At 71.2% G+C, this 19,483-nt stretch carries 15 protein-coding genes; 10 read left to right on the top strand and 5 right to left on the bottom strand.

The genetic code is table 11. The features are described 5' to 3' along the window. Positions 1 to 447: 447 nt before the first annotated feature. Entirely contained in the window at positions 448 to 900 is a 453-nt protein-coding gene (locus tag AB0M46_RS26240; protein WP_363339955.1) for a helix-turn-helix domain-containing protein, read from the bottom strand. 90 nt (positions 901 to 990) lie between these two features. Here AB0M46_RS26240 and AB0M46_RS26245 point away from each other — a divergent pair, with 90 nt between their 5' ends. The 10 genes from AB0M46_RS26245 (at position 991) to AB0M46_RS26290 (ending at position 12,608) form a co-directional block, all read left to right on the top strand. Next, on the top strand, positions 991 to 1,599 hold the full coding sequence (locus AB0M46_RS26245) for a dihydrofolate reductase family protein (RefSeq protein ID WP_363339957.1): 609 nt from the start codon (positions 991 to 993) through the stop codon (positions 1,597 to 1,599). 166 nt (positions 1,600 to 1,765) lie between these two features. Then, positions 1,766 to 2,974, top strand: coding sequence for a sensor histidine kinase (locus tag AB0M46_RS26250; protein WP_363339959.1), 1,209 nt, complete (start codon positions 1,766 to 1,768; stop codon positions 2,972 to 2,974). Beyond that, the gene (locus tag AB0M46_RS26255; protein WP_363339961.1) at positions 2,971 to 3,645 is read left to right on the top strand and encodes a response regulator transcription factor; all 675 of its coding nucleotides are present in this window, start codon (positions 2,971 to 2,973) and stop codon (positions 3,643 to 3,645) included. Before AB0M46_RS26250 ends, AB0M46_RS26255 begins: the two co-directional genes overlap by 4 nt. A gap of 90 nt (positions 3,646 to 3,735) precedes the next feature. Next, complete coding sequence (locus AB0M46_RS26260; protein WP_363339964.1) at positions 3,736 to 4,542, top strand: ABC transporter ATP-binding protein; 807 nt, start codon at positions 3,736 to 3,738, stop codon at positions 4,540 to 4,542. 5 nt (positions 4,543 to 4,547) lie between these two features. Continuing rightward, entirely contained in the window at positions 4,548 to 7,097 is a 2,550-nt protein-coding gene (locus AB0M46_RS26265; RefSeq protein WP_363339966.1) for an FtsX-like permease family protein, read from the top strand. 226 nt (positions 7,098 to 7,323) lie between these two features. After that, a complete protein-coding gene (locus AB0M46_RS26270; protein ID WP_363339968.1) occupies positions 7,324 to 8,079 on the top strand; it encodes an ABC transporter ATP-binding protein in 756 nt (251 codons plus the stop codon). 5 nt (positions 8,080 to 8,084) lie between these two features. Further along, entirely contained in the window at positions 8,085 to 10,634 is a 2,550-nt protein-coding gene (locus AB0M46_RS26275) for an ABC transporter permease (RefSeq protein WP_363339970.1), read from the top strand. Between the two features lie 161 nt (positions 10,635 to 10,795). Then, positions 10,796 to 11,650 carry an alpha/beta hydrolase gene (locus AB0M46_RS26280; RefSeq protein ID WP_363339972.1) on the top strand — a complete coding sequence of 285 codons (855 nt, stop codon included), beginning with the start codon at positions 10,796 to 10,798 and terminating at the stop codon, positions 11,648 to 11,650. Continuing rightward, positions 11,647 to 12,144 carry an RNA polymerase sigma factor gene (locus AB0M46_RS26285; RefSeq protein ID WP_363339974.1) on the top strand — a complete coding sequence of 166 codons (498 nt, stop codon included), beginning with the start codon at positions 11,647 to 11,649 and terminating at the stop codon, positions 12,142 to 12,144. Before AB0M46_RS26280 ends, AB0M46_RS26285 begins: the two co-directional genes overlap by 4 nt. After that, complete coding sequence (locus AB0M46_RS26290) at positions 12,141 to 12,608, top strand: hypothetical protein (RefSeq protein WP_363339976.1); 468 nt, start codon at positions 12,141 to 12,143, stop codon at positions 12,606 to 12,608. The genes AB0M46_RS26285 and AB0M46_RS26290 overlap by 4 nt, the downstream gene beginning before the upstream one ends. 375 nt (positions 12,609 to 12,983) lie before the next feature. Here AB0M46_RS26290 and AB0M46_RS26295 read toward each other — a convergent pair whose 3' ends face one another. From AB0M46_RS26295 to metH, 4 genes are all read right to left on the bottom strand, one after another. Continuing rightward, positions 12,984 to 14,051, bottom strand: coding sequence for a MerR family transcriptional regulator (locus AB0M46_RS26295; protein ID WP_363339978.1), 1,068 nt, complete (start codon positions 14,049 to 14,051; stop codon positions 12,984 to 12,986). Further along, positions 14,039 to 14,491 (bottom strand): recombinase family protein, encoded by a 453-nt coding sequence (locus tag AB0M46_RS26300; RefSeq protein ID WP_363339980.1) that lies wholly within the window; start codon positions 14,489 to 14,491, stop codon positions 14,039 to 14,041. The genes AB0M46_RS26295 and AB0M46_RS26300 overlap by 13 nt, the downstream gene beginning before the upstream one ends. Next, positions 14,488 to 15,660 carry a toll/interleukin-1 receptor domain-containing protein gene (locus AB0M46_RS26305; protein ID WP_363339982.1) on the bottom strand — a complete coding sequence of 391 codons (1,173 nt, stop codon included), beginning with the start codon at positions 15,658 to 15,660 and terminating at the stop codon, positions 14,488 to 14,490. The genes AB0M46_RS26300 and AB0M46_RS26305 overlap by 4 nt, the downstream gene beginning before the upstream one ends. A 306-nt stretch (positions 15,661 to 15,966) precedes the next feature. Beyond that, on the bottom strand, positions 15,967 to 19,479 hold the full coding sequence (gene metH, locus AB0M46_RS26310; RefSeq protein WP_363339985.1) for a methionine synthase: 3,513 nt from the start codon (positions 19,477 to 19,479) through the stop codon (positions 15,967 to 15,969). Between the last annotated feature and the right edge of the window lie 4 nt (positions 19,480 to 19,483).

Below are 19,483 nucleotides of genomic sequence, written 5' to 3' on the forward strand. Positions count from 1 at the left end.
TGGCGGGGTGTCACCGCGCACGCGGCGCAGCTTCTCCTCGTGCCGTTTGGCCAAACCCCAGGCTCGATGCCGCGCATGTTCCTGACGGAACTGCTCATTTATCGGAGAATAACGACGCGACCTGGTGGGGTCGCGCATGGCAGCCAGTTCGGTCCTCGTGAACAATTGCAGCTGCCCCATGTACCAAGTATCCCAGCGCCCGGCCGGAATCGCCGCCCCGAACAGGAACGCACAATTCAGATGGCGCACCGCACTGCCGATGCGGCGCGTCCGATCTCGGGAATGGCTGAGTGCTGGTCGTCATCGGTCCGGCCGCTGCGCCAATCGAGAAACGTCGGCAACCATCGCAACGGCCGCTATCGGCACGACGATGCACCACGCGGCCTGCCCGGCGCCGCCGCTGGGCCCGGCCAAGTGGCGACACTTGGGCGGGCTCCGCTTGCTTGATCAACTGGCGGCGCCGGGGCCCGGGAGGCGGTCCACGTCGTTGGCTCGCATGGGCTTGTCGCAGTTGGAGCAGTGCAGTTCTACGTGGGAGATCTCGCCGCAGGCGTGGTGGCGGAGCAGGACCGGGGGGCCCGCCTCGCCGGCCAGCCACTTGTCGCCCCACGCGACCATGACCATCAGCAGGTCCACTAACTCCTCGCCCCTGGGGGTCAGGACGTACTCGTAGCGCGGGCGGCGGTCATACGGGCGGCGGGTCAGCACGCCGCGGTCGACCAGGTAGCCCAGGCGCTCGGTCAGGACCTTGCGGGAGATGCCCAGATCCTCCTGGAGCTGGTCGAACCGGGTCAAGCCCACCCAAATGTCGCGCAGGATCAGCGGGGACCAGGGTTCGCCGATGACGTCCAGGGTGCGGGCGATCGAGCACGCCATCTCGCCGAAGTTCGTGCGTTGCATGCGAGCCATCCTAGCGGCCCGGGGTTCCCTTACGGAACTCAGACTGATACGGCCGTGGAGTCTCTTGAAGGAACCCCAAGGGAGGTTGAGATGGGCAAGGTCATCAGTTCGCACGCGGTGTCGGTCGACGGGTACATCACCGGACGAGGTGCCGGTCCGGGGCACGGGCTCGGGGACGGCGGGATGCTCTTCGACTGGTACTTCTCCGGCGACACGCCGAGCCGGGTGTTCGACGGGTTCCGGCTCAGCGCGCAGAGCGCCCGGGTGTTCGACGAGCTGGCCGGGCGGATCGGGGCCGTCGTGGCCGGGTGGAACACGTACGAGGACTCCGAGAGGTTCGGCGGGGGCAGCCCGCACCCCAACGCCCGGCTGTTCGCGGTCGGGCATCCCGGGGCGCCGGAGGTCGGGGAGCGCCAGACGCTCGTCACCACCGGCATCGAGGACGCGATCACGGCCGCCAAGCAAGAGGCCGCCCAGAAAGAGGCCGGGCAGCGGGACGTCGGTCTCATGGGCGGGGGCGTGCTGGCCGCCGCGCTGCGGGCCGGGCTCGTCGACGAGATCGTGCTCCACCAGGTGCCGATCCTGCTCGGGGGCGGGCGGCCGTTCTTCCAGGAGCTGCCCGGGCACGTGCGGCTGCGCCTCATCGAGGCGGTGGCCGCCCCCGGCGTGACCCACCTGCGCTACGCGGTCGAGCGATAACCAAAAGACGCAGTCGAGCGAAAACAAAAGACGCGGTCGAGCGAAAACCGGAGGACCGGGCGATGACGGGCTCCTCCCCCGGGGCGCGGGCCTCATCCCTGAGGAGGAGGGCGGGTCGGGCGCGGCGATGAACGGCGGGGCGGCGCCGGCCGATACCGTCGAGGGCGTGCGCGGGATCCGGGAGCTGTTCGGGCGGTGCGGGTCACCCGCCGCCCACGACGGCGCGCTCGCGCTGCTGCTGATCGCGGCCAGCGTCGTGCTGGAGCTGCTCGCGCACCACGCGTTCGGGGTGCAGAACCTGCCGCTGCAGCTGGTGTACGACACTGTCGGGCTGGCGGTGATCGCCGTGCGGCGGCAGCGGCTGTGGATCGCCGTCGCGTTGACGTCGCTGCACGTCGTGCTGCCGTTCGCGACAGGGCTGAAGCTCGTCGAGGGCGGGATCGGGATCCTCGTCATGACGTACACGGCGGCGGCCTACCTGCCGGTGCGCCCGGCGCTGGGGGCGGCGGCGCTGATCTGGGTGCCGGGGATGGGGCTGCCGGCGCTGCTCGGGCGGACCGGGGCCAGCGCTCTCTACCCGGACGCGAAGCTGTTCCTGGCCTTCAACGCGATGAGCGCCCTGGTCTGCTTCACCGTCGGGCGGACCGTGGCGACCCGGCGGGCGTACATCGCGGCGCTGGAGGACCGGGCCCGCACCGCGGAGACCAGCCAGCGGGCGCTCACCGAGAAGGCGGTGGCCGAGGAGCGACGGCGCATCGCGCGGGAGCTGCACGACGTCGTGGCCCACCACGTGAGCGTCATGGGGGTGCTGGCCACCGGGTCGCGGCGGATGCTCAAGCGGGACCCCGCCGCGGCCGACGAGGCCCTGGCGACCATCGAGGAGACCGGGCGGACGGCCCTGCGGGAGATGCGGCGCCTGCTCAGCGTGCTGCGCACCGAGGCCGAACCCGCCGGAGAGCTGGCGCCGCAGCCGGGGCTGGCGGGGATCGAGGGGCTCGTGGAGCAGATCCGGGAGGCGGGGCTTCCGGCGGTACTGCGGGTCGATGGCGAACCGGGTCCGCTAGAGCCCGGCGTGAGCCTCACGCTGTACCGCATCGTGCAGGAGGCGCTCACCAACGCGCTCAAGCACGCGGGGGCGGCGACCGTCGAGGTGCGGCTCGGGTTCGGGCCGGCCGACGTGACCGTGGAGATCTGTGACACCGGGCGGGGGCCGCAGCTGGGCAGCGCGGCGGTCGGGCACGGGCTGCTCGGCATGCGCGAGCGGGTCATGCTCTATGGCGGGACCCTGCGCACCGGGCCGCGGCCCGGCGGCGGATACCGTGTGCACGCGAGAATTCCGATCGAGGCCCCCGCAGAGAGGCAGTTGGCGAGTTGACCGAGGCGCGTCCCATCCGGTTGTTGCTCGTCGACGACCAGCCCCTGCTGCGCACGGGCTTCCGGATGGTGCTGGGCGGCGAGCCCGACCTGGACATCGTGGCCGAGGCCGGCGACGGCGTCGAGGCGGTCGAGCTGGCCCGGCGGCTGCTGCCCGACGTGGTGCTCATGGACATCCGGATGCCGCGGATGGACGGGGTGGCGGCGACCCGGGCCATCGTCGAGGCGAAGCTGCCCGTGCGGGTGCTCATCCTGACCACGTTCGACCTCGACGAGTACGTGGTCGGCGCGCTGCGGGCCGGGGCCAGCGGGTTCCTGGCCAAGGACGTGCCGGCCGACGACCTGGTCATCGCGATCCGCACGGTGGCGGCCGGCGAGGCGGTGGTGGCGCCGCGGATCCTCAAGCGGCTGCTGGACAAGTTCGCCGGGACGCTGCCCGACCCCGACGCCGCGCCGCCGCGCGATCTGCGCGTTCTCACCGACCGGGAGCGCGAGGTTCTGGTCCAATTGGCCAAGGGACTGTCCAATGCTGAGATCGCCCGCGCACTCTCCGTGAGCGAGACGACCGTCAAGACCCACGTGGGGCACGTGCTGACGAAGCTCGGGCTACGCGACCGGGTGCAGGCTGTCGTCCTCGCGTACGAGACGGGACTGGTCCGCCCCGGTTCGTGACTTCCTACTCGGGGACGAGGGGCGGGGTGCGGAGCGCCCTTAGCGTGAAGTGGACATGGCAAGCGGTACCACTTCTAGGGGGAGCTGAGCGTGACCACGACTGTCACGACGGGGGGCGTCGCCGCCCGCACGGTCGACGTGTGGAAGGTGTACGGCAGCGGCGAGGCTCAGGTCATCGCCCTGCACGGGGTGAGCGTCGAGCTCGAGCGCGGGCACTTCACCGCCATCATGGGGCCGTCCGGCTCCGGCAAGTCGACACTGATGCACACGCTCGCGGGTTTGGACTCCGTCAACCGCGGCGAGATCTTCATCGGCGACACCCGGCTGACCGGGATGTCCGACGGCGAGCTGACCAACCTGCGCCGGACCAAGGTCGGATTCATCTTCCAGCAGTTCAACCTGCTGCCGACCCTGACCGCGGAGGAGAACATCCTCCTGCCGCTGTCGATTGCCGGGCGCAAGGCTGACCCGGCGTGGTACGACACGGTGATCAAGACGGTCGGGCTCGCCGACCGGCTCGGGCACCGGCCCAGCCAGCTCTCCGGCGGCCAGCAGCAGCGCGTCGCCTGCGCCCGCGCCCTGGTGTCGCGGCCCGAGGTCATCTTCGCCGACGAGCCCACCGGCAACCTCGACTCGCGCTCCGGCGCCGAGGTGCTGTCGTTCCTGCGCAACTCGGTGCGGGAGTACGGCCAGACGATCGTCATGGTCACCCACGACCCGAACGCGGCCTCCTACGCCGACCGGGTCATCTTCCTGGCCGACGGCCAGATCGTCGACGAGCTGCGCGAGCCGACCGCCGAGGCGGTGCTGGACAAGCTCAAGGGCCTGGACAGTGACTCCCTCAGGAGCGGCTTCGCCGGGGCTAGCGCACCCGGCAAAGCCGGCGAGGTGGCCTGAGCGCCATGCTGAGGGCAACCCTGAAGAGCCTGCTGGCGCGCAAGCTACGGCTGACGCTGTCGACCCTCGCGGTCGTGCTGTCGGTCATGTTCGTGTCCGGCTCGCTCGTGCTCACCGACACGCTCGGGCGCACCTTCGACAACCTGTTCGCCAACATCTACACGTATACCGACGTGCAGGTCTCGGCGAAGTCCGCCGTCCAGGAGGGCGGCAACAACGACACCAGCACGCCGTTCCCGGCCTCGACCGTGGACCGGGTGGCCAAGCTCGACGGCGTGGCCAAGGCCACCGGCCAGGTGTTCCTCAACGGCGCCATGCCGATCGGGCACAACAACAAGGTCGTGGTCAACCAGACGGGCCAGCAGTTCGGCGGCAACTGGGCCGGCGAGGACGACCTGGTGAAGCTCGCCGAGGGCCGGGGACCGCAGACGGACAACGAGATCGTCGTCAACAAGGGGCTGGCCGAGGCGGCCAGCGTCAAGGTCGGCGACTCGATGGACGTCATCACCCGCGACCACGAGCGGGCGGCCTACAAGATCGTGGGCCTCATGCAGTACACCGGCGGGCGTAACTCCATGGCCGGGGAGAGCACGGTCTTCTTCACCACGGCCAAGGCGCAGACCGCGATGCTCGGCGCCAAGGGCGCGTTCAACGTCATCGAGGTCAAGGCCGCCTCCGGGGTCAGCAACGAGAAGCTGCGCGACACCGTGAAGGCCGAACTGGGCGACGGGTTCGTGGTGCAGACCGGCAAGGAGCTCTCCGAGGAGAACTCCAAGGCGATCAAGAACATCCTCAAGTACTTCAACTACGTCCTGCTCGGCTTCGGCGCCGTGGCGCTGCTCGTGGGCGTGTTCCTGATCCTCAACACGTTCTCGATCATCGTCGCCCAGCGCACGCAGGAGCTGGCGCTGCTGCGGGCGATGGGCGCCGCCCGGGGGCAGGTGCTGCGTTCGGTACTGCTGGAAGCCCTCATCATCGGCTTCGTCGGCTCGGTCTTCGGCTTCCTCGTCGGCCTCGGCCTCGGCGCGCTCGGCGCCTACGCGTTCGTCGGCCTCGCCGACGGGGCCCAGGTCGCCGGCCTCGGGTTCCCGATCTCGGCGATCATCGCGTCGTTCGTGATCGGCATCGGCGTCACGACCGTCGCCGCGCTCATGCCGGCGGTGAAGGCCTCCCGGGTCGCCCCCATCGCGGCGATGCGCGAGTCGGCCGCGCCGGACCGGCCGCTCACCAAGCTCACCGTCAGCGGGGCGATCGTCACCGCCCTGTCGGCCGGCGCGCTGGCCTGGGGCCTGGCCGGGGCCGGCGGCGGCACCCTGGCGCTGGTCTTCGGCGGGGTGCTCGGCCTGCTCATCGGCGTCGCGCTGCTGACCCCGGTGATCAGCAAGCCGCTGGTCGCGGCGCTCGGCGCGGCGCTGTCGTGGTCGGTGCCGGGCAAGCTCGGGCGGCGCAACTCCTCGCGCAACCCGCGCCGCACCGCGATCACGGCCGGCGCGGTCATGATCGGCATCGCGATCGTCACGGCGATCAGCACGATCTTCACCTCGCTGTCCACGGCGCTGGGCGACACGGTCGCCAAGGACCTACAGGCCGACGTCGTGGTGCTGGGCCAGCAGACCAACGAGGTGCCGCCGGTCGTCACCCTGCCGGAACTGGCCAAGATCGAGGCGCTGCCGGAGGCCAAGACTGTCGCCGCGATCACCGTCGACGTCGTGAAGATCAACGGCGAGCAGGCGTACGTCCTGTCCTACCTCGACCCGGCCGCCGGCGCGGCGACCCTCAAGGCCACGGCCAGCCAGGGCCGCATCGACAAGCTCGACACGGGCGAGTTCATCGTCGACAAGAAGACCGCCGAGAACCGCAAGCTCAAGCTCGGCGACACCATCCAGGTGACGTTCTCCAAGGGCCAGCAGAAGACCCTCAAGCTCACCGGGATCACCAACGACTCGGCCATCGCCAACGGCATCGTGCTCAGCTACGCCGACGCCAAGGAGGGCTTCGCCTTCGCCGATCCGTGGCAGGTGTTCCTGTCGCTGAAGGACGGCTCGTCGCCCGAGCAGGCCAAGGCCGCGGTCAACGACATCCTCAAGGACAACCCGCAGGTCCAGGCGTACACCAAGGACGAGTACGTCAAGACCAACCAGCAGGGCTTCAACGTCGCCCTGGTGATCGTGCAGGTGCTGCTGCTGATCGCGCTGGCCATCTCGGTCCTCGGCGTCATCAACACCCTGCTGCTGTCGGTCATCGAGCGGACCCGGGAGCTGGGCATGCTGCGGGCGGTCGGGCTGCGCCGGGGCCAGACCTGGCTCATGGTGACCACGGAGTCGATCGTGATCACGGTGTTCGGCACCCTGCTCGGCCTCGTGGTCGGCGTGGGCCTGGGCGCGGCGATCGTCACCGCGCTCAAGGACGTGCTGGGCTTCGGCGCGGTCACCCTGCCGTGGGGGCTGATGGTCCTGTACTTCGTCGCCTCCGTCTTCGTCGGTGGCGTGGCCGGGCTCATCCCCTCGGTGCGGGCCGTGCGCCTCAACGTGCTCGGCGCCATCGCCTACGAGTAGCACCACGCAGACGCGCACATTGGGCCGCGGCCGCCTCCGGGTGGCCGCGGCCCTGCTCATGGGGCCTGTCTGAGAATGCTGTGCCGCCCGGGTCGGGGTTGACCCTGAGCCGGGGTAGGGGGGCCTCCCCCACCGCAATATCCGTGGCCGGCTACCCCCGCGGGTGGACGTTTCGGCGCCCGGGCGCGGCGACGATGAGTGCACATCATTCACCAGGGGGAACAACATGACTGCATCGGTTGCGACGCGCACCGAGGTGGCCGCGCGGGCGGTCGACGTGTGGAAGGTCTACGGCTCGGGCGAGGCGCAGGTCAACGCCCTCGCCGGCGTGTCGGTGGAGCTGGAGAAGGGCCGCTTCACGGCCATCATGGGCCCGTCCGGCTCGGGCAAGTCGACGCTCATGCACTGCCTCGCCGGGCTGGACGCCGTGACCCGCGGGCAGGTGTACGTCGGGGGCACCAAGATCACGGATCTGTCGGACCGGGGGCTGACCAACCTGCGCCGGACCAAGGTCGGATTCATCTTCCAGCAGTTCAACCTGCTGCCCACGCTGACCGCGGAGGAGAACATCCTGCTGCCGCTGTCCATCGGCGGGCGCAAGGCGGACCCGGCCTGGTACAACACCGTCATCGACACGGTCGGCCTGCGCGACCGGCTCGGGCACCGGCCCAGCCAGCTCTCCGGCGGCCAGCAGCAGCGCGTCGCCTGCGCCCGCGCCCTGGTGTCGCGGCCCGAGGTCATCTTCGCCGACGAGCCCACCGGCAACCTCGACTCGCGCTCCGGCGCCGAGGTGCTGTCGTTCCTGCGCAACTCGGTCCGCGACTTCGGCCAGACGATCGTCATGGTCACCCACGACCCGAGCGCCGCGTCCTACGCCGACCGGGTCATCTTCCTCGCCGACGGCCAGATCCGCGACGAGCTCTACGCCCCGACCGCCGACGCCGTGCTGGACCGGCTCAAGCGCCTGGACAAGGCGGCCTGACCCCGATGCTGAAGGCAACCCTGAAGAGCCTGCTGTCGCGCAAGCTGCGGCTCGTCCTGTCCGGCCTGGCGGTCGTGCTCGGCGTGATGTTCGTGTCGGGCGCGTTCGTGCTCACCGACACCCTCGGCCGCTCGTTCGACAGCCTGTTCGCCTCCGTCTACGCCGGCACCGACGTGCAGGTGACCCAGCGGCCGAAGGTCGGCGGCGGCGAGGTGGACGGCCCGGCGCCGGCCGCGAACATCCCGGCCTCGCTGGTCGACAAGGTCAAGGCCGTGCCCGGCGTGGCCGGCGTGACCGCGCAGGCCGCCTCCGACGGCGCCCGGGTGGTGGGCCGCAACGGCAAGGTCCTCACCACGTTCGGCCCGCCCCGCCTCGGCGAGAACTGGACCGGCACCAACGACTTCCTGCAGCTGCGCGAGGGCCGCGGACCGGCCGCGGACAACGAGATCGCAATGAACGCGCTCACCGCCAAGAACGCCGGGGTCACGGTCGGCGACGAGGTCGGGGTGCTCACCCTGCAGCCGAAGAAGACCTTCAAGCTGGTGGGCATCTTCGGGTACAGCGGCAACCGCGACTCGCTGGGCGGCTCCCTCGAGGTCGCGTTCACCACGCCGGTGGCCCAGGAACTGATGCTGGGCGAGAAGGACGTGTTCAGCAGCATCCACGTCAAGACGGCGCCGGGCGTCACCCACGAGCAGGTCCGCGACCGCATCGCCGCGGCCCTCGGGGCCGACTACAAGGTGCAGACCAACGCCGAGATGCAGGCGGCGACGAGCGCGGAGTTCAAGAAGGGCCTCGGCTTCTTCAACAACATCCTCGTCGGCTTCGCCGGCGTGGCGCTGTTCGTCGGCACCTTCCTCATCCTCAACACGTTCTCGATCATCGTGGCCCAGCGGACCCGGGAGCTCGCCCTGATGCGGGCGCTGGGCGGCAGCCGCGGCCAGACGCTCGGCTCGGTACTCATCGAGGCGGTCGCCATCGGCCTCATCGCCTCGTTCGTCGGCCTGGCCGCGGGCATCGGCGTCGGCGCGCTGCTGGCCTGGGTCTTCGGCAACATCAGCGGCGTGGCCCTGGCCTCCATCGGGGTGCCCGCGACCGCCGTGATCAGCGCGTTCGTGGTCGGCCTGGTGGTGACGGTGGTGGCCGCGGTGCTGCCGGCCCTGCGGGCCAGCCGCATCCCGCCGATCGCCGCGCTGCAGGAGGTGGCCACCCCCGACCGGCCGCTCACCAAGCTCTCGGTCAGCGGCGCGCTCGTCGGCGCGGCCGGCGGCACCCTGCTGGGCCTCGGCCTGGCCGGCAAGGGCAGCGGCAACACCCCGCTGTGGCTGATCCTCAGCGGCGTGCTCGTGACGTTCATCGGCATCGCGCTGCTCACCCCGCTGCTGGCCCGCCCGGTGGTGAACCTGCTCGGACGGCTCTTCTCCTGGTCGGTCCCGGGCAAGCTGGGCCGGCTCAACTCGGGCCGCAACCCGCGCCGCACGGCGATCACCGCGGCCGCCCTCATGGTCGGCCTGGCCCTCATCACCGGGGTGAACGTCATCCTGGCCTCGGCCAAGCAGAGCCTGTCCCAGCAGGCCGAGAAGGACGTCACCGTCGACCTCATCATCTCCGGCGACGGCGACCGCAACGGCCCGGCGACCTTCGACCCGGCCGTGATGACCTCCGCCGCGAAGATCACCGGGGTGTCCTCGGTGGCCAGCGAGTACCAGGAGTTCGGCCGGATCGGCGACACCCAGCGCGGCGTCTCCGCCACCCCGGACCTGGCCCTCTGGGCCGGCATGTTCAAGGTCAAGCCGGAGCAGGGCGCCCTGCAGTGGACGGGCAAGGACCAGGCGGTGGTCGACCCGGACACGGCCAAGGAGCACCACTACACCGTGGGCCAGACGATCGACATGCAGTTCAGCCGCGGCGACGTGCACCACGTGACGCTGGTGGGCGTCTACACCAAGAGCGACGTGGTTGGCGGGTTCATGGTCTCCCCCGACATGATCCCCGACTTCCGCACCCAGCAGCCGTCCTTCGGCTTCGTGAAGGTTGCCGCCGGCACCTCGGTCGACACGGTCCAGCACCAGGTCGACACCCTGCTCAAGGACAACCCCGAGGTCTCGGTGGCCAACCGGGCCGAGTTCGTGGCGGCCCAGTCGGCCCAGTTCGACCAGCTGCTGAACATGATCCAGATCCTGCTGGCGCTGGCGATCCTCATCGCGGTCCTCGGCATCGTCAACACCCTGGCCCTGTCGGTGCTGGAGCGGACCCGCGAGCTGGGCCTGCTGCGGGCGATCGGCATGCGCCGGGCCCAGGCGATGCGGATGGTCACCGTGGAGGCGGTCGTCATCTCGGTCTTCGGCGCGGTGCTCGGCCTCGCCGTGGGCACCGGCCTGGGGGCGTCGGTGGTCCAGGCGCTCAAGAGCGAGGGCTTCTCGAAGCTGGCGTTCCCGTGGGCGCAGATGGCGACGTACCTGGTGCTGGCGGCGCTCATCGGGGTCGTCGCCGCGGTGCTGCCCTCGATCCGGGCGGCCCGGGTCAACGTCCTGCAGGCCATCGCGCACGACTGAGCGTTACACCTGGGGGGAAAGAAACGGGCGCCCGCGGCCGATCCGGCCGCGGGCGCCCGGCCCATTTCCACCCGGCAGCCGAACGGCGTGGAACCTTTCGCCGACGGCGGCCCTCCCTTCCCTCGACACGTTCCACCAACGAGACGGGGAAGCGGAGTGCCATGATCACCCACAGGTTCATCGACGCGGGAGGGGTCCGCACCCACGTGGCGGAGGCGGGGGACGGCGACCCGATCCTGCTCCTCCACGGATTTCCGCAGCATTGGTACGCCTGGAGCAGGGTCATCCCGCACCTCGCCCCCGGCTACCGGGTGCTCTGCCCCGACTTCGCGGGCTCGGGGCGTTCGGCGCCGCCGGACGGGCGGGTCAGCACCCGGCAGCGGGTGAACCAACTGCTGGCCCTGCTGGACGCGTTGGACCTGGACCGGGTCCGCCTGGCCGGCCACGACTGGGGCGCCTGGACCGGCTTCGCGCTGTGCCTGCGGGCGCCCGAGCGGGTGACCCACTTCGCCGCGCTGAACATGATGCACCCCTGGCCGCAGCACCGGCGCCTGGTCGCCCACGCCTGGCGCTTCTGGTACACGGCGCTCATCGAGTACCCCTTCGCCGGCCGCCGGGTGCTGCAGCACTACCCGGCCGTCGCCCGCCGGCTGCTGCGTGGCGTGCCGGACGCGGAGGAGTTCGTGGCGGCGAGCCGGACACCGGTGGCCGCCCGCGCGGGCCAGCAGCTGCATTGGAGCTTCGTGACGGACGACATTCCGGACCTGGTCCGCGGCCGCTATCGTCGGCAGCGCCTGACGGTGCCGACGCTGCTGCTGGCCGGCGGAAGGGACCGGATCATCGCTCCGGGGATGCTCTCGGCGGCCGCCAACGTCCGCATCGAGGTCATCGACCACGCCGGCCACCAGCTGCCGCACGAGGCCCCCGAGGAGGTGGCGATGCGCATTCGCGCCCATGTCGAGTCGTCCGCGGCGCTGCCGGCGTTCGAGTCGGCCGCGGCGCCGCCGGCCCGATGACGGCCGACCTGGCGGCGGCGGTCCGCGCGGCCCAGGCCGGCGACACGATGGCGATGCACGACCTGCTGGACGCCCTGAGCCCGTACGTGGGCCGGATCTGCGGCCCGATCGCGTACGAGGCCGCGCCGGATGCGGCCCAGGAGGCGCTGATCGCCATCTTCCGCGGCCTGCGCTCGCTGCGCGATCCGGCGGCGCTGTGGGGCTGGGCACGGGCGATCGCGGTCCGCGAGGCGGTGCGGGCGGCCCGCCGGGCGCATCGGGGAGTACCGATGGATATGGCTGCACTCCCGGCCCGCGACGACCCGGAGCTGGCGACGGACGTCCTGGACGTCCTGGCCCGCCTGTCCCCGGAGCATCGCGCCATTCTCGTCCTGCGCGACGTGGAGGGCCTGAGCGAACAGGAGGCGGCCGAAATCCTGAACGTGGCGGAGGGCACGGTGAAATCGCGCCTGCACCGAGCGAGGCAGAGCTTCCGAAAGGCATGGTCACCATGACAGACACCTGGCCGCGCGCCGACCTGAATCCGGTGCACCGCCTGCGCGCCCTGGCGGCCGGAATCCCCGGCGCACACGTCACGGAACGGCTGATCGACGCCCCATTCGACGAGGTCTGGCCGGTGGCCGGCGACCTGGAGGGCGAGTTCGGCAACTACCAGCCCGACATGCGCCACGTGCGCATCACCCGGACGAACGGCGACAGGCTGGAGGCGGTGGCCCGAAGCCGTTTCGGCCTGCGCGCACGCTTCGACGTGGTGTCCCGCCCCGGCTGGTGCTGGATGCAGAGCCGCCTGTTGCTGATCGGCGTGGCGGCCGCCCCGGCGGACGGCGGAACGCTGATCGCGATGACCGGCGGCGTGCGGGTCCCGGGGCGGGCGGCGATCCTCCCGTGGGGCGTCCGCCGCGAGTCGGCAAAGGCCCTGCACCGCCTGACGATCAGGGTCCGCGCCAGGGCGGAGTGAGCCACAACTGCCAGGGGCCGCCCGAAGGTCGGCCCCTGGCGCCGAACCCGACTCCAGCGACGCCCCGACGGGCGTCGCATACTGCCTTCTCTGCCGTTGTTGTTCGGATTCGTGTGAGGTGTGTTCCGGGGACGGGCTGCACATGCTGCCCGAGATCCGGTCTGTCTGGTCGCGGTATCGGAGGTTACCGGTTCGTTCCGGCGCGGCCTCATGCGAGGCGGCGGTGGCTCCGCCTACTGGTTGTAGCCGTGTAGATGGCGTGGCTCGGTCGGCGCGATCTTCGGCGCTTCGACCGGCTCGGTCGATGGGGCAGGCATTGGCGTCGCGGATGTCGTGCAGGCCGCGCTGCGGTCGGCTGCCGTGCTGAGGACGCCGCTACGCGGCGATGATGTCGGCGACGATGCAGGCGATGTTGTCCGGCGCGCCTGCGGCGTAGGCGAGGTCGATCAGCCGTTGCGCTGTCGTTTCGGGCTCGCCGGTCTCGGCGAGGGTGGTGTGCAGGTCGCTGCGGCTGACGACGGCGGACAGGCCGTCGGAGCACAGCAGGTAGCGGTCACCGGCCAGCGCGGTGCGCAGCGCCAGGTCGGCCTCGACGGGCTGGCCGCCGGCGCCGAGCGCGCGGGTGAGCAGAGCGCGTTGCGGGTGGGCGGCGGCCTGATCCGGGCTGAGCTTGCCGTGCTCGACCTGGCTCTGGACCCAGGTGTGGTCATGGGTGAGTTGCGAGAGTTCACCGCCGCGCAGCAGGTAGACACGGGTGTCGCCGATGTGCACCAGGGCCAGTTGCGAGCCGCGACGCAGCAGCGCGGTCAAGGTGGTGGCCGGCTGGTTGTCATCGGTGCTGGTGGCCCGCACCGCGCGATCGACGTCGTTGACGGTCGCGGCCAGCATGGCGAGCAGGTCGGCGGCCGGCTTGTCGGCCAGTTCGAGCGCCTTGAGCGCGTTGACGGCCGCAGTGCTGGCGGCGGCGCCGGCCCCGCGGGTGCCGTCGGCGACGGCGAGCAGCCGGTCGCTGGCGTAGGCGACGTCCTCGTTGGTGTCGCGTCCGTGGCCGAGGTCGCAGCGCACGGCGTAGCGGATGGTCAGGGTGGGGTTGGTGTCGGACATGGGGCCGCCCTCCTGGGACAGGTGCTCGACGAGGCGGGCGACGTGGTGCGCGCGGGTCGCGGTATCGGCGGTGACCTGCTGCCAGTAGGCGGTGACCGCTTTGGCCGCCGCGTCGGGCTCCAGGTCGCACACGGTGCGGATGTCGGCCAGCGGCATGCCGATGAGGCGCAGCTGGGCGATCAGCCGGGCGTGAGCCAGCTGATCCGGGTCGTAGAACCGGTAGCCCGACTCGGGATCGACCGCCGCGGGCGGCAGCAGCCCCACCTCGTCGTACAGGCGCAACGCCTTCGGTGTCAGCCGCGCCGCTCGGGCGAACGCGCCGATCGTCAGCAGCTCCACGGTGTCATCCTCCTCGTGCCGGCCGGTCGGCCGGCACGGACCACGGTCGGGCTTGCCCAAGGGTCAAGGTCAAGTGCCGGGCATAACCTGCCCGGTAGCGGGTCTATGAGCGGGTGCGATCGGTGTGAGTCGGAAAGCGTTGGCGACCTTCTGCCGGTAGATCTCCTGGGTGGCCAGGTCAAGGAGCCCTCGTGGTGGTCCTTGATCACCACCGTCCACTCCTCGCGGGCCCGTTTCCGGCGCGCTGAACGCACGCTGCCGTCGGGCTGCACCCGGCGCACGTCGCGGGTCTTGCCGAACGTGTACGCGCCGGCATACGCCGGATTCTTCAACGCCTGCAACACCCGGGCATGCGTCGGTTGTTCCCGCAGCGGGCGTGGGGCGGTGCCTGGGCGGGGCAGCCGCCGACTATCCGGCCGCCGGCAGCAGGGGGCCGTCACGGCCCGTCGTGCGGCTCCAGCGGTCCGACCACCGACGTGACCAGGCCGGCGATCTCCACTGCGATGGCTTCGACGCTGTGCGTGCCGGTGCTGCGGGCGACGCGATCGGCCAGCGAAGGGCTGAACGCCATGACGTCCTCGACGGTCATGTCGTGCCACACCGGCAGGATGGTCTGCTGGCCGTACACGAAGCGGCTCACCAGACCGTTCAGCTCGTACTTCGTCCAATGCTTGGCGATGAACGCGGGCGAGAGCACGACCACGCCGAAGGTGCTCCTGGCGATGCCCTCGTCGATCCGCTCGCGGAGGCTGTCGCCCAGGCGCATCTCGAACTCGTCGTACCAGACCCGCAGGCCCCGGCGGCGCAGCGCCTCGGCGAGCGGGCGCACCACGCGGTCCTTGTCCTCGGTGGCGTGCGAGATGAAGACGTGCCAGTCCTTCTCCACGATCCGTCCGCCGACCCGGTTGGCCTCGGCGACCGCGTCGCGCAGGGCGGACAGCGGCCGCCCGCCGCCGCCGACCTGGCCGGCCGGGGACACGGCGCCGTTCGGCCGCGACGTCAGCACCGGCCCGTCGTGCACCTGGGCGCGGGCGAGGAACTCGGCACCGGGGGTATCGGGCACGTCCCGCTTGAGGATCCAGGTCTCGAAGAGCTCGCCGGGCTGGATCTCGGCCGGGAGCGGCCGGGCGTCGTTGTCGACGGGCGCGGGCGGCTCGGTGTCGAACCAGACGCGGTCGATGCGCACCGGCACCGCCGGGTGCTCGTTCGTGATCTTGATGAAGTAGTACGGCGGCGAGGTGGGCGCGAACATCGCCGTGTGGACGAGCACCGTGACGCGGACGTCGTCGCCGGCCACGGGCCCGCCGCGGAAGACCCGGTCGGTCCACTGCTCGTGTTCGCGCTTGAGCCGCGACAGCACCTCCGCGGGGAACATGGCTTGCCGCTCGCGGACCGTCCGGGCGTCCTCGGCGCACAACAGGATGTGGTTGTGGTGACTGTCGAGGTAGCCGCCGGTGACGATGAGGCTACCGATAGCGCCCCGAATGGGGTGCTCGTGCGCGGGCCGGCCGGGCCCGTCCGCCGTCGCCACCACCGGATGCTTGCAGATCGAGCACCGGCTGCCGGCAAGGCGCCAGAGCTCGGCCCGATCGTGTTCGTTCAGGGTCATCGTCCGCCGCCGGCTGCGGTCCCCACCGTCCGCGCGATCATGCGGCGACGGTAGGACGGTACGCAGCCGGAATCATCTGGCCGTTCGGCCGAACGTCGGGGACGGGCGCCCGCGGCCGTCCGGCCGCAGGCGCCCACGTCGCCACTGGGGGCATTACGGATGGCGCTCACGACGTGACGAGTTCGGTCAGTGCGGTGCTGGTCGTTTCCGCCGCCGGCTGCTCGTGGGCCGTGCGACGCCCGCCAGTTGCTACCCGGGTGACGGCCTGATGACGATGTCAGGCCGTCTCCGGGGACGTATCAGCAGCTACTTGGCGTTGAAGTACGAGGCGTCGGGGTGGTGGACGATGATGGCGTCGGTGGCCTGCTCGGGGACGAGCTGGAACTCCTCGGACAGGGTGACGCCGATGCGGTCCGGGCGCAGCAGGGCGACGGTCTTGGCGCGGTCCTCCAGGTCGGGGCACGCCGGGTAGCCGAAGCTGTAGCGGCAGCCGCGGAAGTCGGTGCGCAGCAGGCCGTCGAGGTCCTCGGGGTCGTCGGCGGCCATGGGGCGGCCGTCGGGCAGGACGAACTCCTCGCGGACGCGCTTGTGCCAGTACTCCGCCAGGGCCTCGGTCAGCTGCACCGACAGGCCGTGGACCTCGAGGTAGTCGCGGTAGGCGTTGCCGGCGAAGAGCTTGGCGGTGTAGTCGGAGACGGGCTGGCCGACGGTGACGAGCTGCAGGCCGATGACGTCGAGCTCGCCGGAGTCGCGGGGCTTGAAGAAGTCGGCGATGCACAGGCGGCGGTCGCGGCGCTGGCGCGGGAAGGAGAACCTCGCCCGCTCGCTGTGGCCGTTTTCGTCGAGCACGACGAGGTCGTTGCCCTCGGAGTAGCAGGGGAAGTAGCCGTAGACGACGGCGGCCTCGAGGACCCGGTCGGAGGCGAGGCGGTCCATCCAGTACCGCAGCCTCGGGCGGCCCTCGGTCTCCACCAGCTCCTCGTAGGTGGGGCCGGTGCCGCCGCGGGCGCCGCGCAGGCCCCACTGGCCGAGGAAGGTGGCGCGCTCGTCGAGCAGGGCGGCGTAGTCGGCCAGCGGGATGCCCTTGACGACCCGGGTGCCGAAGAACGGCGCGGCGGGCACGGGGGCGGCGTAGTCGATGTCCGAGCGGACCGAGGCGTCGTCCAGCGACGGCAGGTCCTCGCGGATCTCGACCGTGCGGGCCCGGCGCTCGCGGCGGGCGGCCAGGGCGGCCTCGCGCTCCGCGTCGATGACGGGGGCGCCGCCGCGCTTGGCGGTCATGACGCGGTCCATGAGGGCGAGGCCCTCGAAGGCGTCGCGGGCGTAGTGCACGTCGCCGTGGTAGAGGGCCCGCAGGTCGTCCTCGACGTAGGCGCGGGTCAGGGCGGCCCCGCCGAGCAGCACCGGCCAGCGCTCGGCCACGCCGCGGGCGTTCATCTCCTCCAGGTTCTCCTTCATGATCACCGTGGACTTGACGAGCAGGCCGGACATGCCGATCGCGTCGGCCTGGCGGGTCTCGGCGGCCTCGATGATCGCGGAGATCGGCTGCTTGATGCCGATGTTCACGACCTCGTAGCCGTTGTTGGACAGGATGATGTCGACGAGGTTCTTGCCGATGTCGTGCACGTCGCCCTTGACCGTGGCCAGCACGATGCGGCCCTTGCCGGCGTCGTCCTCGGACTTCTCCATGTGCGGCTCGAGGTAGGCGACGGCGGACTTCATCACCTCGGCGGACTGCAGCACGAAAGGCAGCTGCATCTGGCCGGAGCCGAAGAGGTCGCCGACGGTCTTCATGCCGTCGAGCAGCACGTCGTTGATGATCTCCAGGGCGGGCCGGGCGGCCAGCGCCTCGTCGAGGTCGGCCTCGAGGCCGTTGCGCTCGCCGTCGATGATGCGCCGCTTGAGCCGCTCCTCCAGGGGCAGCGCGGCCAGCTCCTCGGCCCGCGACGCCTTGGCCGAGGCGACGTCGACCCCCTCGAACAGCTCGATGAACTTCTGCAGCGGGTCGTAGCCCTCGCGGCGGCGGTCGTACACCAGGTCGAGGGCCACCTCGCGCTGCTCGTCCGGGATGCGGCTCATCGGCAGGATCTTCGAGGCGTGCACGATCGCGCTGGTCAGGCCGGCCTGCTGGCACTCGTGCAGGAAGACCGAGTTGAGCACCTGCCGGGCGGCCGGGTTGATGCCGAACGAGACGTTGGAGATGCCCAGGGTGAAGTTGATCCCGGGGTAGCGCCGGGAGATCTCCCGGATCGCCTCGATCGTCTCGATGCCGTCCCGGCGGACCTCCTCCTGCCCGGTCGTGATCGGGAAGGTCAGGCAGTCGACCAGGATGTCCTCGACGGCCATGCCCCACCGCGTGGTCAGGTCCTCGATGAGGCGGGCGGCGATGCGCGCCTTCCACTCGGCGGTGCGGGCCTGCCCCTCCTCGTCGATGGTCAGCGCCACGACGGCCGCGCCGTGCTCCTTGACCAGCGGCATCATCCGCGCGTAGCGGGAGGTGGGGCCGTCGCCGTCCTCGAAGTTGACCGAGTTGACGATGCAGCGCCCGCCGAGCATCTCCAGGCCGGCCGCGATGACCTCGGGCTCGGTCGAGTCGAGCATGATCGGCAGGGTCGAGGCGGTGGCGAAGCGGCCGGCCAGCTCGCGCATGTCCTGGGCGCCGTCGCGGCCGACGTAGTCGACGTTGAGGTCGAGCATGTGGGAGCCGTCGCGGGCCTGCTGCCGGGCGATCTCCAGGCAGGTCTGGTAGTCGGCGGCGAGCATCGCCTCGCGGAAGGCCTTCGAGCCGTTGGCGTTGGTCCGCTCGCCGACCATGAGCACGCTGGCGTCCTGGTGGAACGGCACGTGGTGGTAGATGCTGGCCACGCCGGGCTCGACCTGCGGCCGGCGGGACACCGGGGGCTGGCTGCCGAGCTTCTGCGCGACGGCGCGGATATGGGCCGGAGTCGTACCGCAACAGCCCCCGACGAGCCCCGCGCCGTACTCGAGCACGAAGCGCTGCAGCGCCTCGGCCAGCTCGTCCGGGGTCAGCGGATAGTAGGCGCCGTTCGCCGTCAGCTGGGGCAGGCCCGCGTTGGGCATGACCGACACCGGCACCTTGGCGTGCTGGGCGAGATACCGCAGGTGCTCGCTCATCTCCGCCGGCCCGGTGGCGCAGTTGAGGCCGATGAGGTCGATCCCGAGGGGCTCCAGCGCGGTGAGCGCGGCCCCGATCTCCGAGCCGAGCAGCATGGTGCCCGTGGTCTCGACCGTGACGTGCGTGATGATCGGGACGGTCCGGCCGGTGGCGGACATCGCGCGCTGGGAGCCGATGATGGCCGACTTCGTCTGCAGCAGGTCCTGGCAGGTCTCGATGATCAGCGCGTCGGCGCCGCCGTCGAGCAGGCCGGCGGCGTTGTCGAAGTAGGCGTCGCGCAGGACCGCGAACGGCGCGTGGCCCAGCGTCGGCAGCTTCGTGCCCGGCCCGATGGAGCCGAGCACGAACCGCGGCCGGTCCGGGGTGCTGTGCGCGTCGGCGGCCTCCCGGGCCAGCCGGGCGCCCGCCTGCGACAGCTCGCGGATGCGGGACTCGATGCCATACTCGCCCAGGTTGGCCAGGTTCGCACCGAAGGTGTTGGTCTCCACGGCGTCGGAACCTGCCGCGAAGTACTCCTCGTGCACGCCCCGGACCACGTCCGGGCGGGTCACGTTGAGCACCTCGTTACAGCCCTCGTGCCCCTCGAAGTCGTCGAGGGTGAGCTCGGCCGCCTGGAGCATGGTGCCCATCGCGCCGTCGGCGAGGAGCACCCGATCCGCGAGCGTCTTCAGCAGTTCCGCCATACCC

Source organism: Dactylosporangium sp. NPDC051485, from assembly GCF_040682015.1.
In the GTDB taxonomy this organism is placed as follows: Bacteria; Actinomycetota; Actinomycetes; order Mycobacteriales; family Micromonosporaceae; genus Dactylosporangium.

Coding starts and splice junctions, on each gene's coding strand:
- AB0M46_RS26290 (WP_363339976.1), top strand. CDS start 12,141: ATGACAGACACCTGGCCGCGCGCCGACCTGAATCCGGTGCACCGCCTG.
- AB0M46_RS26240 (WP_363339955.1), bottom strand. CDS start 900: ATGCAACGCACGAACTTCGGCGAGATGGCGTGCTCGATCGCCCGCACC.
- AB0M46_RS26270 (WP_363339968.1), top strand. CDS start 7,324: ATGACTGCATCGGTTGCGACGCGCACCGAGGTGGCCGCGCGGGCGGTC.
- AB0M46_RS26245 (WP_363339957.1), top strand. CDS start 991: ATGGGCAAGGTCATCAGTTCGCACGCGGTGTCGGTCGACGGGTACATC.
- AB0M46_RS26275 (WP_363339970.1), top strand. CDS start 8,085: ATGCTGAAGGCAACCCTGAAGAGCCTGCTGTCGCGCAAGCTGCGGCTC.
- AB0M46_RS26285 (WP_363339974.1), top strand. CDS start 11,647: ATGACGGCCGACCTGGCGGCGGCGGTCCGCGCGGCCCAGGCCGGCGAC.
- metH (WP_363339985.1), bottom strand. CDS start 19,479: ATGGCGGAACTGCTGAAGACGCTCGCGGATCGGGTGCTCCTCGCCGAC.
- AB0M46_RS26305 (WP_363339982.1), bottom strand. CDS start 15,660: ATGACCCTGAACGAACACGATCGGGCCGAGCTCTGGCGCCTTGCCGGC.
- AB0M46_RS26280 (WP_363339972.1), top strand. CDS start 10,796: ATGATCACCCACAGGTTCATCGACGCGGGAGGGGTCCGCACCCACGTG.
- AB0M46_RS26265 (WP_363339966.1), top strand. CDS start 4,548: ATGCTGAGGGCAACCCTGAAGAGCCTGCTGGCGCGCAAGCTACGGCTG.